Annotated in this window: 12 protein-coding genes and 1 pseudogene; 4 read left to right on the top strand and 9 right to left on the bottom strand. The window is 37.3% G+C overall.

The features are described from left to right. Positions 1 to 151: 151 nt before the first annotated feature. From ABEB31_RS14950 to ABEB31_RS14965, 4 genes are all read left to right on the top strand, one after another. A complete protein-coding gene (locus ABEB31_RS14950) occupies positions 152 to 1,312 on the top strand; it encodes an efflux RND transporter periplasmic adaptor subunit (protein WP_347052436.1) in 1,161 nt (386 codons plus the stop codon). Between the two features lie 6 nt (positions 1,313 to 1,318). Next, a complete protein-coding gene (locus tag ABEB31_RS14955) occupies positions 1,319 to 4,486 on the top strand; it encodes an efflux RND transporter permease subunit (protein WP_347052437.1) in 3,168 nt (1,055 codons plus the stop codon). A 21-nt stretch (positions 4,487 to 4,507) separates the two neighbouring features. After that, on the top strand, positions 4,508 to 5,914 hold the full coding sequence (locus ABEB31_RS14960; RefSeq protein ID WP_347052438.1) for an efflux transporter outer membrane subunit: 1,407 nt from the start codon (positions 4,508 to 4,510) through the stop codon (positions 5,912 to 5,914). A gap of 182 nt (positions 5,915 to 6,096) precedes the next feature. After that, positions 6,097 to 6,576: a hypothetical protein gene (locus tag ABEB31_RS14965; RefSeq protein ID WP_347052439.1), complete on the top strand. Its 480-nt coding sequence runs from the start codon at positions 6,097 to 6,099 to the stop codon at positions 6,574 to 6,576. 94 nt (positions 6,577 to 6,670) lie between these two features. Here the strand turns inward: ABEB31_RS14965 and chrA are convergent. The 9 genes and pseudogenes from chrA to ABEB31_RS15010 form a co-directional block, all read right to left on the bottom strand. Further along, a pseudogene (chrA, locus tag ABEB31_RS14970) lies at positions 6,671 to 7,803 on the bottom strand (chromate efflux transporter). Continuing rightward, a complete protein-coding gene (locus ABEB31_RS14975) occupies positions 7,793 to 8,224 on the bottom strand; it encodes a DoxX family protein (RefSeq protein WP_347052440.1) in 432 nt (143 codons plus the stop codon). Before ABEB31_RS14975 ends, chrA begins: the two are co-directional and overlap by 11 nt. Positions 8,225 to 8,680: 456 nt before the next feature. Next, positions 8,681 to 9,985, bottom strand: coding sequence for an L-fucose:H+ symporter permease (gene fucP / locus ABEB31_RS14980; protein ID WP_347052441.1), 1,305 nt, complete (start codon positions 9,983 to 9,985; stop codon positions 8,681 to 8,683). A gap of 172 nt (positions 9,986 to 10,157) precedes the next feature. Further along, positions 10,158 to 10,601, bottom strand: a complete 444-nt coding sequence (locus ABEB31_RS14985) for a MaoC/PaaZ C-terminal domain-containing protein (protein ID WP_347052442.1) — start codon at positions 10,599 to 10,601, stop codon at positions 10,158 to 10,160. 110 nt (positions 10,602 to 10,711) lie between these two features. Next, on the bottom strand, positions 10,712 to 11,785 hold the full coding sequence (locus ABEB31_RS14990) for a Gfo/Idh/MocA family protein (RefSeq protein WP_347052443.1): 1,074 nt from the start codon (positions 11,783 to 11,785) through the stop codon (positions 10,712 to 10,714). Position 11,786: 1 nt separating this feature from the next. Further along, positions 11,787 to 13,010: an ABC transporter substrate-binding protein gene (locus ABEB31_RS14995; RefSeq protein WP_347052444.1), complete on the bottom strand. Its 1,224-nt coding sequence runs from the start codon at positions 13,008 to 13,010 to the stop codon at positions 11,787 to 11,789. Then, on the bottom strand, positions 13,010 to 14,149 hold the full coding sequence (locus tag ABEB31_RS15000; RefSeq protein WP_347052445.1) for a CaiB/BaiF CoA transferase family protein: 1,140 nt from the start codon (positions 14,147 to 14,149) through the stop codon (positions 13,010 to 13,012). The genes ABEB31_RS14995 and ABEB31_RS15000 overlap by 1 nt, the downstream gene beginning before the upstream one ends. Before the next feature lie 85 nt (positions 14,150 to 14,234). Next, positions 14,235 to 15,377 (bottom strand): CaiB/BaiF CoA transferase family protein, encoded by a 1,143-nt coding sequence (locus ABEB31_RS15005; protein WP_347052446.1) that lies wholly within the window; start codon positions 15,375 to 15,377, stop codon positions 14,235 to 14,237. Continuing rightward, entirely contained in the window at positions 15,374 to 16,522 is a 1,149-nt protein-coding gene (locus ABEB31_RS15010) for an ABC transporter substrate-binding protein (RefSeq protein ID WP_347052447.1), read from the bottom strand. The genes ABEB31_RS15005 and ABEB31_RS15010 overlap by 4 nt, the downstream gene beginning before the upstream one ends. Between the last annotated feature and the right edge of the window lie 134 nt (positions 16,523 to 16,656).

The following is a 16,656-nucleotide window of genomic DNA, read 5'->3' on the forward strand; positions in this document are numbered from 1 at the left end:
ATTAAACACTTGTTTAATATTTTAAAAAATTCCATCGGTTCTCACCCCACCTTTATCGATTGTCTTTTGCTGTTCGTCTATTTGAAATTTTTCGTATCTTATATTTTATTTCTTTTGTTAGTATATAATCGATAATTACACATTTTTCACAATGAATAAGCCATCATTTTTAAGTATTCTCGCAGCATCAATTCTTATCGCTTCTTGCGGTAAAAAAGATGACAAAGCCGCTCAGGCCGGAGGAGCGCCACAAGTTAAAGAATATAAAACCCTGATTCTGCAGCCGGAATCTGCTACTTTATATACCGACTTTCCCGCTAGTATCCAGGGACAGCAAAATATTGAAATCCGACCAAGAGTAGAAGGATATATCGACAAAATATTTGTAGATGAAGGTGCTGTTGTAAAAGCCGGACAGCCTTTGTTTAAAATTAGCGCGCCAGAATATGAGCAGCAGGTTCGTACTGCGGCAGCGAGTATAAAAAGTGCACAAGCCGAAGTGAGTGCTGCAAAACTGGCTGTTAATAAGGTAAAACCATTGGTAGATAAAGGAATTATAAGTAGATACGATCTAGAATCTGCACAATATACTTATGAGTCAGCCGCTGCAAATTTAGCGCAGGCCAATGCAGCTTTGGTCAATGCAAAAGTAAATTTAGGTTATACAACTGTTACAAGTCCGGTTAACGGGGTTGTAGGTTCTATACCTTTCCGTTTAGGAAGTTTGGTAAGTTCTGCTACAGCAGAGCCGCTTACAACGGTTTCCAGTATCGGAAATGTATATGCTTATTTTGCATTGAATGAAAAAATGCTTTTAAACTTCACTCAGGAAAATGAGGGATCATCATTAGCACAAAAAATCAAAAAAATGCCGGAAGTTTCTCTGGTTCTTTCAGATGGAACAACGTATGGAGAAAAAGGAAGGATTGAAACCGTAAACGGACTAATTAATACAGAAACCGGTACTGTTAATATCAGAGCCCGTTTTCCAAATCCGAAAGGAATTATCAGAAGCGGAAGCAGCACTACAGTTCGAATTCCACAGCACGTAAATCAGGGATTGATTGTACCGCAAAGTGCAACCTTTGAACTTCAGGATAAGATTTTTGCCGTGACTGTCGGAAAGGATGGAAAAACTAAAAATGTTAATATTACAAAGCTCGAAAATACAGCAGGTAATTATTATGTTGTAACAAACGGTTTAAAAGCAGGAGATCAGATTGTGTTAGAAGGAGTAGCTTCTCTGAAGGATGGTTCTCAGATTAAAACAAATAATGTAAGTGCAGAAACTGTTTACGCCGATTTAAAATAAAAAGAAATGTTTAAAATATTCATACAAAGACCTGTACTTTCGACAGTAATATCTGTTATTATTGTCATTTTAGGAGTCTTAGGCCTTGTGGAGCTGCCTATTTCTCAATATCCGGATATCGCTCCTCCAACAGTAAACGTATCCGCAAGTTATACAGGGGCAAATGCTGATGTGGTACTAAAAAGTATTGTAATTCCGCTGGAAGAACAAATTAACGGTGTAGAAAACATGACCTACATGACTTCTACAGCAACTAATGACGGAAATGCCTCTATCAAAATTTTCTTTAAAGTTGGTACAAACCCGGATTTAGCAGCGGTAAACGTTCAGAACAGGGTTTCCAGAGCAACCAGTTTATTACCTGTAGAGGTAACTCAGGCAGGGGTAACGGTAACCAAGAGTCAGAGTAGTAACTTATTGATTTTCTCTTTATATAGTGACGATAAAACCTACGATCAGACTTTCCTTCAGAATTATGCCAAGATTAATCTTGTGCCTCAGATTCAGCGTGTTGTCGGAGTTGGAGATGTAACCGTTTTTGGTGCAAAAGATTACTCCATGAGAATCTGGTTAAAACCGGACATCATGCAACAATACAAATTAATGCCAAGCGACATTTCTGCTGCTTTGGCAGAACAAAATATTGAAGCAGCACCAGGTAAATTTGGTGAAAATGGTGATCAGGCTTTCCAATACGTAATTAAATACAAAGGCCGTTTAACAAGCGATAAAGAATTTGGTGAGATTATCATTAAATCGGTTGGTAACGGACAAATGCTTCGTCTAAAAGATGTTGCAAAAGTAGAATTAGGTTCTTTAAGTTATGCTTCGACCATTAAAACTAACGGTGTAGAATCTGCTGCGATGGCTATTAGTCAGACTCCCGGATCTAACGCACGTGACGTAATCATCAATTCTAAAAAATTAATTGAAGAAGCAGCAAAAAACTTTCCAAAAGGAGTTAAGTACACTGTACTTGTTGATGTTAATGAGAACTTAGATGCTTCTATCGAAAAAGTAATTCATACCTTAATAGAAGCTTTTATTCTTGTTTTTATTGTTGTATTTATATTTCTTCAGGATTTCAGATCTACTTTAATTCCGGCAATCGCGGTTCCGGTTGCTATTGTAGGAACGTTTTTCTTCCTGAATCTATTCGGATTTACGATCAATTTATTGACGCTTTTTGCAATGGTTTTGGCCATTGGTATTGTGGTCGATGATGCTATTGTCGTCGTCGAGGCCGTACACGCCAAATTGGACCATGGCTATAAATCGGCTAAAAAAGCAACGATTGATGCCATGGACGAAATTTCAGGTGCTATTATTTCGATCACACTGGTAATGGCTGCGGTATTTATTCCGGTAACTTTTATTACAGGTTCAACAGGGGTTTTTTACAAACAATTCGGTATCACATTAGCGGTAGCAATTATCCTTTCGGCAGTAAATGCGTTGACATTAAGTCCGGCTTTATGTGCTTTATTATTAAAACCTCACGCAGACGATCATAAGCACAAAAGCTTTCTACAGCGATTTTATACGTCTTTTAACGTTGCATTTGATAATGTAACGGGTAGATACAAACGTTCGGTTCAATTTCTTTCTGTAAAAAAATGGATTGTTTTAGCATCGATACTTATTGCTGGTTTAGGTTTGTTTTACATGATGAAAACTACTCCGTCAGCTTTCGTTCCGGCAGAAGATCAGGGAACTGTTTTTGCCAATATCAGTTTACCGCCGTCAGCTTCTATGGAACGTTCGGATGTAATCGCCAAGAAAGTTGACAGCATTGCCAAAACGATTCCCGGTGTCAAAAACACACTTCGAATTGTGGGGCAAAACTTTACGGCCGGTGCCGGTAGTGCTTATAGTATGGTAATTGTCAAACTGGAAACATGGGACAAACGTGATTTAAGTGTAAATGACGTAATTGGACAATTGTTTGCTAAAACAAGCGGTATCAGAGAAGCCAGTATTTTCTTTATTTCGCCTCCGACTATTCAGGGTTTTGGTCAGAGTGGCGGTTTCGAATTTCAGCTTCAGGATAAAGGAGGTCATACAACAGCCGACTTTTTCAAAGTTAACACCGACTTTTTGGATAAATTATCTAAACGTCCTGAAATTCAATATGCGACAACACCTTTTAATCCTGGTTTCCCACAATATATGATGGAAGTCAATTTAGCGAAAGCTAAAGATGCAGGTGTTACGGTAAATACCATATTATCTACCATGCAGGGGTATTATGGTGGTTTGTATGCCTCTAATTTTAATAAATTCGGTAAGCAGTACCGTGTTATGGTTCAGGCTTCTCCGGAGTTTAGAACAAATACACAAGGATTAAATAAAATTTTCGTTCGTAATAGCTCCGGAAACATGGCCCCAATTACAGAATTTGTAAAAATGACCCGTGTTTTTGGTCCGGAATCTATTTCGAGATTTAATTTATTTACGTCAATTTCTATAACAGGTGCACCAAATCCGGGTTACAGTTCAGGAGATGCAATTAAGGCAATTCAGGAAGTAGCGGCAGAAAATCTTCCGGCAGGTTATGGTTATGAGTTTTCTGGTTTAACGCGTGAAGAATTAGCTTCAGGAAGCGAGACCATCTTTATTTTTATACTTTGTCTGGTGTTCGTTTACTTCTTGCTAAGTGCACAATACGAAAGTTATATTTTGCCGTTTGCGGTATTATTCTCGATTCCGTTCGGATTGGCAGGAGCTTATTTGTTCTCCATAATTTTCAAACTGAACAGTAATATCTATCTGCAGATCTCGCTGATTATGTTGATCGGACTTTTGGCGAAGAATGGTATTTTGATTGTAGAATTTGCTTTAGACAGAAGAAGAAAAGGGCTTCCTATTGTTCAGGCAGCTGTCGAAGGAGCTGTAGCACGTTTACGACCTATTTTGATGACATCATTCGCCTTTATTTTAGGATTAGTGCCCTTAATGTTTGCATCCGGAGCAGGAGCAGTTGGAAATAAGTCGATCGGAACAGGAGCAGTAGGAGGTATGTTGATTGGTACTATTTTAGGGGTTTTTGTAATTCCTGTATTGTTTATCATCTTCCAGACCTTACAAGAGAAAGTGAGTGGTCCGGCAAAAGACGGTTACGATGATGAAGATGACGAAGAAGAAACACCATTATTAGAAGCTCATAAAGAGTAATAATTTAATTAAGAAAAAAAGATGACTCATAGTTCAAATAAATATATTTTAATGGTAATTGCGGCCGCGCTCCTAAGTGCGTGTTCGGTTACCAAAAAATACGAACGTCCCACAACTTTAAAAACAGATCAATTGTATCGCGATAAGAATTCCACAGATTCTACTACGATCGCAGATATGCCTTGGAATACAGTTTTTAAAGATGAAAAGCTCAATGCTTTAATTCAGAAAGGATTAGATCAGAATCTGAATCTTAAAAATGCGATTGAAAATATTGTACAGTCAAGAGCCTCTTTACATCAGAGTAAATTAGCTTATTATCCTAATTTACAGTTAGATGCCAACGCGACGCGCAATAAACAATCGGAAGCAGGCTTAAACTTTCCACCGGGAATTAACATTAATACCTTAACGACAACTTACAAGTTAGGCATAAGCACGGCTTGGGAAATTGATGTGTGGGGAAAACTGAGCAGTTCCAAAAGAGCAGCTTTGGCAAGTTACCTTGCATCTGATGCAGCCAAACAAGCGGTTCAGACGCAGTTGATCGCCGACATTGCAAATAACTATTTTTTATTGTTGTCGTATGATAAACAGTTAGAAATTACACAGAAAACGTTACAAAGCCGTATTGAAAATGTTGAAACCATCAAAGCGTTAAAAGAAGGAGCAATCGTTACCGGTGCAGCTGTAGTTCAGAGTGAAGCGAATCAGCATGCGGCAGAAGTATTGATTCCGGATTTAAAACAAAGCATCAGGGAAACAGAAAATGCGTTGAATATTTTATTGGGGCAGGCTCCCGGACCAATCGACAGAGGCGTTTTGGGTACACAGATTATTCCTGAAAAAATTTCAATAGGAATGCCTTCTCAATTACTTGAAAATCGTCCGGATGTCCGTCAGGCGGAATTTAATTTAAGAGTTGCTTTTGAAACAACTAATCTGGCTAAAACTTATTTCTACCCAAGTCTGACTCTTACAGCAAGTACAGGATTTTCAAACCTGGAACTGAATGATTTTTTTAGTCACTCGATTTTTTATTCGATAATCGGCGGATTAACGCAGCCATTATTCAATCAGGGACTTAATAAAATGAGATTGACAACAGCTCAGTCGCAACAATTACAAGCTTATAATAATTTTCAGCAAAGTCTTTTAGTGGCAGGTCAGGAAGTTTCTAATGCATTGTATGCGTATGAAATGGCAGTTGAAAAAGAAGATTCAAGAGCCAAACAAATTGCTGCTTTAGAAAAAGCAGTAGATTTTACACAGGAACTTTTAGAATACAGTTCGGCAACCAATTATACAGATGTTTTGACATCGCAACAAAATCTTTTGGCAGCACAGCTAAACGGAATAAATGATAATCTGCAAAAACTGCAGGCTGTTATCAATTTGTACAGAGCGTTAGGTGGTGGTTGGAAATAAAAATTGTTAATATTGATAAAACGTCTCAGATTCTGAGACGTTTTTTTTTGAATTGTTTGTCGGTTACGAGATACTATTCGTCGATTATTTTATTGATTTTGTATAATGAATAAGAGATTATTCATTATTTGGCATTACTTTAGATTAGTATTTAATGAAATTAATATTAAATAAAAAAAAACATGAAAAAGATATTATTTGCCTCCGTACTTTTTATGAGTGTATTTTTCGCTCAGGCCCAGGTTTCTGTGAATGTAAATATTGGAACTCCTCCAAATTGGGGACCACAAGGTTTTGATAACAGCCGTTACTATTATTTACCGGATATTGACGTGTATTACGATGTAAATCAAAGTGTATTTCTTTACGATAACAGCGGACAATGGATACGCGAGAGAAGGCTTCCGTCGAGATATAGAAATTATGATTTGTACAGTGGTTACAAAGTTGTTTTAAATGATTACAGAGGTGATGCACCTTATAAATATCATGCCAAGCACAGAAAAGCGTATCCAAAAGGGTATGTCGGAAAACCTCAAAAAAACAGAGGTGAAAAGCCAGGAAAAGGTAATAAATCCAATGGGCCTTCTAAATCCGGGAACAATGGAAACGGCAAAGATAAACATAATGGACACGACAATGGTAAGGGTAAACACCATTAATTAAAACATTAAACAACGAAAACGCCTCCATTTTGGAGGCGTTTTTTGATTTTGTACATATGTATACAAAGATAGTTAATACTTAATTATAAGATTATAATTGATATAAGAGATAGCCCAGGAGTGCGCCACCCAACACAATCAGTGCACTGTTGATTTTTTGGAATTTAAAAACGATAATTACACTAATAAGTGCTATACAGATTGTCTTCCAATCGGTAATGGTTTCTTTACCCATTGTAAAACAAACAGCCATAATAATGGCGACAGAGGCTATATTTACAGCATCCAGCGAAGCGGACAGTTCTTTAGAGTTTCGCATTTTTTTCATTAGTGGATTAAGTAATGCGACTAATACAAATGATGGGAGAAAAATAGCAATCGTTGAAATAACAGCTCCAGATAGTCCATTAATTTGATAACCAATAAATGTAACGGATGAAAAGACAGGCCCTGGCGTAAATTGGCCAACTGCTATAGCATCCATCAATTGCTGGCGGGTAAGTAAGCCGTTTGCTACCAATTCTGTATCTAAAAAGGCGAACAATAAGTAACCGCTCCCGTAAAGAATTGCGCCAATTTTTAAAAATATCCAAAACAATCTGATGTTTGTTTCTGATAGAAATTGATTGTTCGCAATTTGGAAAAAAAGAACTGGAATAAAACTTTGCAGCGAACTGTTTTTTTGATTTTGAATATAAAACATCCCCAATGCGACCAAGCCAGCGCCAAACAGTAAATAGATCTCACTGATTCCCATTAAAGACAAAACTAACACTGCGATGCCTATAAATAATAAAAAGAGTGACTTAGTCGCTTTTTGGGCTAATGGAAAAACTGCACCCATAATAATAGATATAATGGCAGGTTTAATACCATAAATAAAGGGCTGCATATGGGGTAAAGCTCCGTACTGCTTATACAGCCAGCCAAAAATACCGGTGATGAAAACTGCAGGTAAAATAAAGCACAAACCTGCAGCAAGTAAACCTTTCCAGCCACCTTTGTCGTATCCGATGTGTATCGCCATTTCAGTACTATTGGGTCCGGGAATAAGATTGACAGAGCACCCAATAAATCTAAGAAATGCTGTTCGCTCATCCACTTTCTTTTTACGACAACTTCCTGCTGCATCATTGCAATATGTGCTGCCGGACCTCCGAAACCGATAAATCCAAGTTTGAGAAAGAGTGTGGCAATTTCTTTGGTAGGAATATCACGCTCCATTTCTCATTAAAGTTTTATCAATAGACCAATTTCCACCTCCTGTAATTAAAAGAAATATGCTTCCTAAAAGCATTGCCCAATCTGTTCTGCTGCCATGAAGAAGTTCCCAGAAACCCTCATTTGCCAATACGTCGGCTTTGGTTGTAGCGAAAGCAACAAACATTATTATAATTAATGGGATACTGGCTAAGCGGGTTAACAGTCCCGTTAAAATTAGAATTCCGCCAAGGACTTCGAAAGAACCAACAAAACTTCCCCAAAACTCAGGTGATGTAAATCCGATTTTTTCAAAACGGCCAGCACCACGAATAGCTGGAAATAAAAATTTTTGAACCCCTTCAGACAAGAAAATTGCACCAACAATCAGGCGGATTATTATTGTAGTTTTTGAATTGTCGGTACTAATGATCTTTTTGAGCATTTGCTGTATATGGTTTTTATTATAAATGGGATTTTAAACTTACAATCAGTTCCAAGTGAAGCAATAGAAACACTGCATTTCTCATAAAACTATTAAAAAAAAATAAGATGGAAACTTTTTTTGTATAACTTTTTTCTAAACCAAAACACGAAGTTCAATGGAACTTGTTATTTAAAAAAAGACAGAAAGAATCTGTAGTATCACACAAAATCTTTTCGTGGGATTTATCCTCTTTACACTATTTATTCGACAATTAAAATTAGCGTAATTAATAATTCATATAAAAACTTAAGATAAGACGGCAAAGTGCGAATCTTAATTTATAAAAAAACCTCCGGCGAAAAGCGGAGGCAATTGATATTTTTAGATAGCATTAGTTGAGATAATTTGCGAAAATTAGTGTAATTGGCAGCAAAAAAATCTTCAATAATCTTTATATAATCTGCGTCAAAAAAACTACTCTGTAACATTTTTTACTTTGTGTCCAAATGTTCCAAACGAAAGAATAATCAGGAAGCAAACCAACGGGATAATATATCCGGACTGAATATCATCGTGGTTCATATCGATTAAAGTTCCCATTCCGTATGGAATAATAGCTCCTCCCACAATTGACATTACCAACCAGGATGAACCCGTTTCGGTATTTGATTTCAGATCTTTAATTCCCAAAGAAAAGATAGTTGGGAACATAATCGACATAAAAAATCCGATTCCGCCAAGTGCATAAATTACTACGATTCCAGATCCGTAGATCGCAACCAGACATAATAGAGCACTCATTACGCAATAGATAGAAAGTAAAACATAATCTTTTACAAAACGTAAAAAGAAGGTACCAATAAAGCGTCCTGCCATAAATAAGAAACCATAAATTCCTAAATAATATCCGGCAGTCTTTTCGTCTAATCCTCCTCCTTGCTGTGCTATACGAATAAAAAAACTGGTAATACAAACCTGTGCACCTACATAAAAGAACTGTGCTACAACGCCCCAGCTTAAATGTCTGAACTTTAAAACAGAGAAGAAACCAGGTTTGATTTCAGCTTCTGAATGCGTCGCTTTCATCGAAGGCAATTGTACAAAGTAAAATATTACAGCAACAAGTACCAAAATACTTCCAAGTACGATATAAGGCATTTTAACAGATGCGGCTTCTCCCAGTAAATAAGCCGATCTCTCAGCATCTGGCATTGCCGCCATTTGCTCCGGCGTATGATTGGTTCCTGAAAGTATAAACAAAGATCCAACGATAGGAGCTACCATGGCTGCTAATCCGTTGAAAGAAGCAGCTAAATTCAGTCTTTTAGAAGAAGATTCTGCCGGACCTAAAATCGCAGCGTATGGGTTTGCACTGGTTTCGAGAATTGTTAATCCGCAACCAATTACGAATAAGGCGAATAAAAATAATTCATAAGTTCTCGTGTTAGCCGCCGGAACGAACAAAAAAGCGCCCACTGCAAAAACTAATAAACCGGTGATTATACTGTTTTTGTATCCAAATCTCTTAATAAGCATTCCGGCAGGAATCGCCATGATAAAGTAAGCGAAAAATACCGAAGTATCGATTAAAGTAGATTGACGGTTGTTAAGTTCGCAAGCTTTTTTTAAGTGTGGAATTAAAACAGAATCCAGATTGTGGGCCATTCCCCAAAGGAAAAACAGGCATGTAACTAAAATAAACGGTAAAAGATATTGTTTTCCGTTTCCGCCTTCTGTTGGCACTTCGTGCTGATCGCCAGTTTGGTTTGTAATTTGCATTCTTTAGATAGTTTTTTTAGGTTGTTTTTGTTTTTAATGTTGTTTCTCGCAAAGTCGCAGAGTCGCAAAGTTTTTTAAAAATATTTTAATTTAAACTTTGCGCCTTCGCGACTTTGCGAGATTATTTTATTAAAGAAGCTAAAAAAACTTAGCATCTTAGCAGCTTAGAATCTCAGGATCTTTTGTTTACAAAAAGCAAATGATCACACACAAGCACGACCTCACCGCGTTGATTGATAATTTCAACGTGTTCAGTAACAGCGCCCATTTCTGGCTTTTTTGCATCTCCTTTTTCAGAGATTGTAATTTCAGAGTGAATAGTATCACCAATATGTACGGGTTTTACAAAGCGCATTTTATCATAGCCTCTTGAAAAAGCTTCCGGATTAATCTCAGAAGCAGTGAGTCCGATACCGATGCTGAAAACCATTGTACCGTGCGCTATTCTTTGTCCGAACGGCTGTGTTTTGCACCATTCTTCGTCCATATGATGCGGGAAAAAATCTCCGGTATGTCCGGCGTGAACCACAAAATCAGTCTCTGTGATGGTTCTGCCTATAGTTACTCGTTTATCGTTGATGGTATAATCTTCGAAAAAAGTCGATTTAAAATACATAGTTTAAGTACGTTTTGTTTAGGATCTTCTTTTAAATAAATGTCATAAATACGCTTGCTTAAAAGAAAGACTTAAAATTTGTTTTTTGTTGTTGAAATATAGTCTTTTAATTATAATTCTTCAAAAGAAATTCCGCCCTTTTTATTACTGATATAGCAGGCTTCAACAACCTTCATTGTTCCCAGAACATCTTGCACGCTGGCTAGTAATTTTTCGTCAGAACCCTCTTTAAAACGCATCAGATTCGACATCGCACCAATGAATGCTTCAGGAAACCATGAACCTTCGAGTTTAACTTCGGTCCATTCATATTCATTTTCGTTGTCTTTTTTAGGAAGTGCATATTCAAAAACGTCCGGAAGACCATCAGGATAATTCATCAACAAGCCCATTTTAGCTTTAACAGCGCCTTTTGTCCCTTCCCATTTAATATTACTTTCTTCATGTTTCGGACCAAAATGATGATCGTGATTTGTATTAATCACCACATGTTTGTCTTCTCCATAATCCAGGATAATTGTAGAGCGGCTCGAAGATAATTTTTTTAGCGGATGTTTGGCTGTTTTCGCATAGACGCCTTTTGGATTTCCTAAGAAAGACCGAATACAATCAATATAATGCACAGAGTGAAAAAGAATTTCCAATCTGGGATGTTCTTTAATTAAAGGAAACAATTCCCAGGGCGTATTTACCGTAACTTTAAATTCAAAATCGTATAAATCGCCAATAATTCCTTCTGTAATTAAATAACGTGCGGCACTTACAAATGAAGAAAAACGAAGCTGAAAGTTTATTGCGGCAACCAGATTTTTTCTTTCGCAAACAGCTACAATTTCACGTGCCTGCGCAAGATCATTTCCCATGGGTTTCTGAATCAAAACTGCTGCACCATCTGGCAATTGCTCTAAAATTTCAATGTATTGATCAGGCAAAACAGTGATATCATAAACAGCGTTTGTTGGTGCATTTTTTACAGCTTCGGCAACATTTTCAAAAACATGATCGATTTTGAATTGTTTTTGTAAATCGTGTGCTTTAGAAATAGTTCTGTTGGTAATACCAAAAACCTTAAAACCAGCCATTTCATAAGCCGGAAGATGCGCATCTTTCACAATACCGCTTGCTCCTATAATGATAATGGGCTGCTCTGTTTCAGGTAATAAAGGTTTATAGGGAATATTCATATTATTCTATTTTTTGAATATTGATTTGTGTTTCTTTTAATAATTGTTCGGATGGAATATCACTGTTGATTGCTTTCAACACCATGTGGTCTATAAATTCGCAAACCTTTGGCCAAATTGGTGTCTGTGGTAATGTCAGTGCATTTTCGTGCAACATTTCCAGTTTATGATAAAATGGAATTAATGTATTGATTTCCTTGTCTTTCCAGGTCGATTTTCTGCATCCGATTCCGCCTTCTGTCGTTAATAATTTATCACTTTCTGCAGTAGTTGCAAATCGTAAAAAATCATAAGCCAGTTTTTTATGTTTACTTCCCGAACCTATTGTGTAGAGCCAGTACACATTCAAAGAAGCAGTTTTATGGCCAGGATCGGAGGGAAGAGAAGTGATATCAATTTTTCCTTTTACTTTTGATTCTTCAATCACTTCAGCCATTGATGCAAATCCAAACCAGTTGATGGCCATTGCCGCCTGTCCTTCGGCGAAAGCCAAACCCGCTTCAACCGATCCAAATTCTTTTGATTTTGGATGTACTGCATCTTTATCATTGACAATTTTGCGATAAAAATCCAAAGCTTCAATTGCGGCTTTACTATTGATGGAAATTTGGTTTTTATTATTGATTAAAGAACCGCCGCGTGTCCATAATTGAAGGCAAAAATCAAAAACCATATTATGTCCGTCGGGATAATTGGCAAAGATGCAGCCGTACAAATTTTCTTCTGGACGATTAAAAAATGTCGCAATTTCTTCAAATTCTTTCCATGTTTTTGGCGTCGAAAGTTCGTAACCAAATTGCTTTTTGAAATTCGCTTTTTCTGCTTCGTTATCAAATAAATCTTTTCTGTAAATCAAACATTCCGGACCATCATGAAACGGAAGTCCGTAAGTTCCATTATCGATTTTCTGCAAATGCAAAAGCGATTTATGCCATCCGTTGGGATAATTTTCAGGCGGATTTTCTGCAATAAAAGAGTATAAATCCAAAACTGCTTTTTCATGTACCGCATCATAAATCCAATCGGTATTGAGGTGCGCAATATCCCATTTTCCTTTTTTTAATCCCTTTTTGGTAATTGTGGTTTCGTACAACTCATGAAGTTCCATGGGAATCATTTCGGCTTCAATTTCTATGTTGTTTTGAAGACAAAAGGAATCCCAAAGCTTTTGCAGTGTACTTTCGAAAGGATCGAATTTTCGGACAGCGATTCTAATTTTTTCCATCAGCAGTCTATAAATTCTTTAATAATTCGTTCGTTGTCCTGACCTAATTTTGGCGAACCTTTTCCGGAAGTCAGGTATTCTCCGTCGATTTTTATTGGGCAGCGAGTTGTTTTGTAACTATAACCATCCAGCATTTCAACTTGCTGAGTGAAATTCAGGACTTTAAAACCATCTTCTTCAAATAGCTGCTGATAGTTTAAAACTCCGGCACACCAAATATCTGCCGGTTCTAAAATATCAAGCCAAAATTGTGTTTCCTGTGTCTGCAAATGTTCCGCAAGGATATTTTTGATTTCGTCTCTAAGTGTAAATTTATTTTCGGGAAAAGCCAGTAAAGCATCACATTTTAAAAGAGAGGCCAAAACCGGAATAGATCCCATCGCCAACGCTAAATAATCGTTTCTGGTTTTGTAAATTCCGTAAGGGGCACCCAAATAAGCATGTGCATTATTGGTTTTGGTACGAACGGGAAGTTCTCCTCCGTCATTAAAAAATGTCGTAATCGTTTCAAACTGAAAATCAAAAGCAGATTCCAGCATACTAACCTGAACTTGTGCTCCAATATTGTGAGTTGCTTTTCGATATAAAGCCGCCAAAATCCCCTGCGCCAAATGAGCACCAGCAAGCATATCAACAATTGATAATCCCATTGGCACGGGACCATCTTCCTGATTACCGCTGAGCCATGTCAATGCTGTTAAGGATTGTAAAAGCAAATCCTGACCCGGTAAATCCTTCAAATCCGGATGTTCTCCAAAACCTGAAATGGAGGCATAAATAACCTTTGGATTTATTGTTTTTACATCCTCATAACTTAAACCAATTCGCTCCATAACACCCGGCCTGAAATTGTGCATCACAACATCGGCTTTGGCTAGTAATTTTTTTAGTTTTTGAAGTTCTTCCGGTTGTTTAAAATCAATTGCAAAAGACTCTTTGTTTCTGTTGATGGTATGAAAAACAGATGATTCTCCGTTCATTATCAAATCAGAAGTATATAAGGTTCTGCAGATATCACCTGTTCCCGGTTTTTCAATTTTTATCACGCGGGCACCCAAATCTGCCAGGCGCAAACTCGCTGACGGTCCCGAAAGAAACTGACTGAAATCGACAATTAAATAATCTTCTAATGGTTTCATTTTTTCTGTTTAACCGTTAATTGGTTTAATCGTGTAATCGTTTAATTGTTTAACCGTTTTGAATGCAATTAAACAATTAAACGATTTACCGAATAAACTTTTTATGTATCGCTAAATTATCCTGACCTACTTTTGGCGCTGCTTTTTCACTTAATAAAATTTCACCGTCAAGCTGAATCGGACTTCTGGTTGTAACCAAAGTTTCGCCGTCTGCATTTTTTACGGTTTGTTTTAATTGTAGTTCCTTTACAAAAGACTGCTTATGTAATTCCTGATAATTAAAAACCTTTCCACACCAAATGCCTTCTTTCTGCAGTTTTTCTATCCAGTAATCTGAAGTTTGGGTCTGAATTTTTTCGCTCAGAATCGTTCTGATTTCATCTCGTTTTTCAAACCACAAATGCTTGTCTGTGAATGTACTAAGATCTAATCCAAGCGTTTTTCCTATAAAGATTAAATCACCCATTGCCAGGGATAAATAGCCGTCCTGAGTTTGATATACACCATAAGGAGCACTCAAAAATGCATGTGCACTTCCTTTTACATCTCCGCGTTGAGGCAATTGTCCACCATCATTTAAGAAAGAAGTAATCGCTTCAAACTGGACATCTAAAATAGATTCCAGCAAACTTACTTCTACCAGAACTCCTTTTTTGTTTTTAGCTCTTTTAAGAAGCGCGGCCAGAATTCCCTGTACAAAATGGTTTCCGCACATCAAATCGGCAACTGCCAATCCGAAAGGAACTGGTCCCTGACTTTTGCGTCCGCTTAACCAGCTTAATCCCGAAAGGGATTGTAATAATAAATCCTGTCCCGGTTTTTTTGCCCACGGACCTTCATTTCCGTAACCTGTAATGGTTCCGTATATAATTTGCGGATTAATGGCTAAAGAATTTTCAAAATCCAGACCGATTTTTTCCATCACGCCGGGTCTGAAATTATGCGTCATTATATCTGCCTTTTCGATTAGCTTTTTAATTAAAACCAAATCGTCCGGATTTTTTAAGTCGGCAGCAAAAGATTCCTTATTTCTGTTTATCGTATGAAAAAGAAGGCTGCTGTCGTCGACAAATAAATCTTTGATGCTCAACTGTCTGCAAGCTTCTCCTTTTACCGGACGCTCAATTTTAATGACGCGTGCGCCCAAATCGGCCAGCTTTAAACCTGCCGAAGGTCCGGCCAGAAACTGACAGAATTCCAGGACAATTAACCCTTCTAAAGGTCTCATACGGTCTGAATTTTTAAAGATTCCGCGTAAAGCGAATTCATTTCTTCCAAAACTTTATCTTCTTCACCTCCATACATTAAATAGTTGCGTACCACATCTCCCGCATGATCCTGAAAATACATGTGTCCGTAATATCTCGGACGTAAAAAAGCTCTTTGTAGAGTAGGGAAAGTGTTTTTAAAATAATCATGCGTCAAGGCATTCAGTCTCTCACTTTTCCACGCTTCCAAATGACCGGGCTGACCGCCATTGTCGGTGTAAAGATTTTGCTGAACTTCAGAAGAACCAGTAAAATCAGCATAACGAATGGCTTCTGCAATATGTGTGCTAAAAGAAGAAACAGCTAAACCGGTTCCGCCCAGTGAAGAAATCATTGGTTCATCGTTCAAAGTTACCAAATCGAAAAAATGCAGAAGATTTTTACTGTATCCCACTCTCGAATAGTTCGAATATCCGTAGGCAAAAGGACAATAAGCAATTTCATCAGAATTAACCATCGCTTCATAAACCTGAATCGGGTTACGGTTAAAGTTCTTAGGATCAATTAACTTCGCTAATTCTCTAAACATTTGCAATGCTTTTTTTCCTGTAGTTTCAGAAATTACTTTCTCTTCAGAAAGAAAAGGAGCTTCTCCCAGACTGCAGCAAAACATATAAAAACTCATTAAAACATCAACCGGAATTCCGGCGAAAGCCACTAATCCTTTTTTGGCCAGCGCCAATAAATCTTCGTACGTTTTGGGAACTTCTAAATTATTTTTTTCTAAAATATCCAATCTTGCAGATGCCACCGGAGTTGCAGCATCTATAGGCAGTGCCCATAATTTACTATGAAAAACATAGCTTCCGTAAGATTTCCCTACGGTGTTACGTTCCTGATCTTTAATATATTCTGCTGATAAGTAATCTGATAAAGGTAAAATTGCTTTGGTCTGCGCTCCAAAACCAGTCCATGGATGATCAATTACCAACAAATCAAATCTTTTGGCAAGGTCTTCAATAGAAGCATCAGCAAATTCCTGTAAACTTCTTTTTTCCCATGTAATTTCAATTTCCGGATTGAGTTCTGTAAAACGTTGTGATGTGGCCACCATCGGAAGCAAACCTCTTGTATGGTTCCATGTTATGCCTTTTAATTTTATCATTATAATAGGATTTTGGGTAGTATTTGTTGGTCGGAAAATAATAAATGTAAAAAATACAATTACAAAAGTAGAAATAAGATTGAAATGCGCAAGAAATCCCGTATTTATTAACATTGCTTTTTTGCAGAAATCAA

Source organism: Flavobacterium olei (assembly GCF_039749035.1).
GTDB lineage: Bacteria > Bacteroidota > Bacteroidia > Flavobacteriales > Flavobacteriaceae > Flavobacterium > Flavobacterium olei.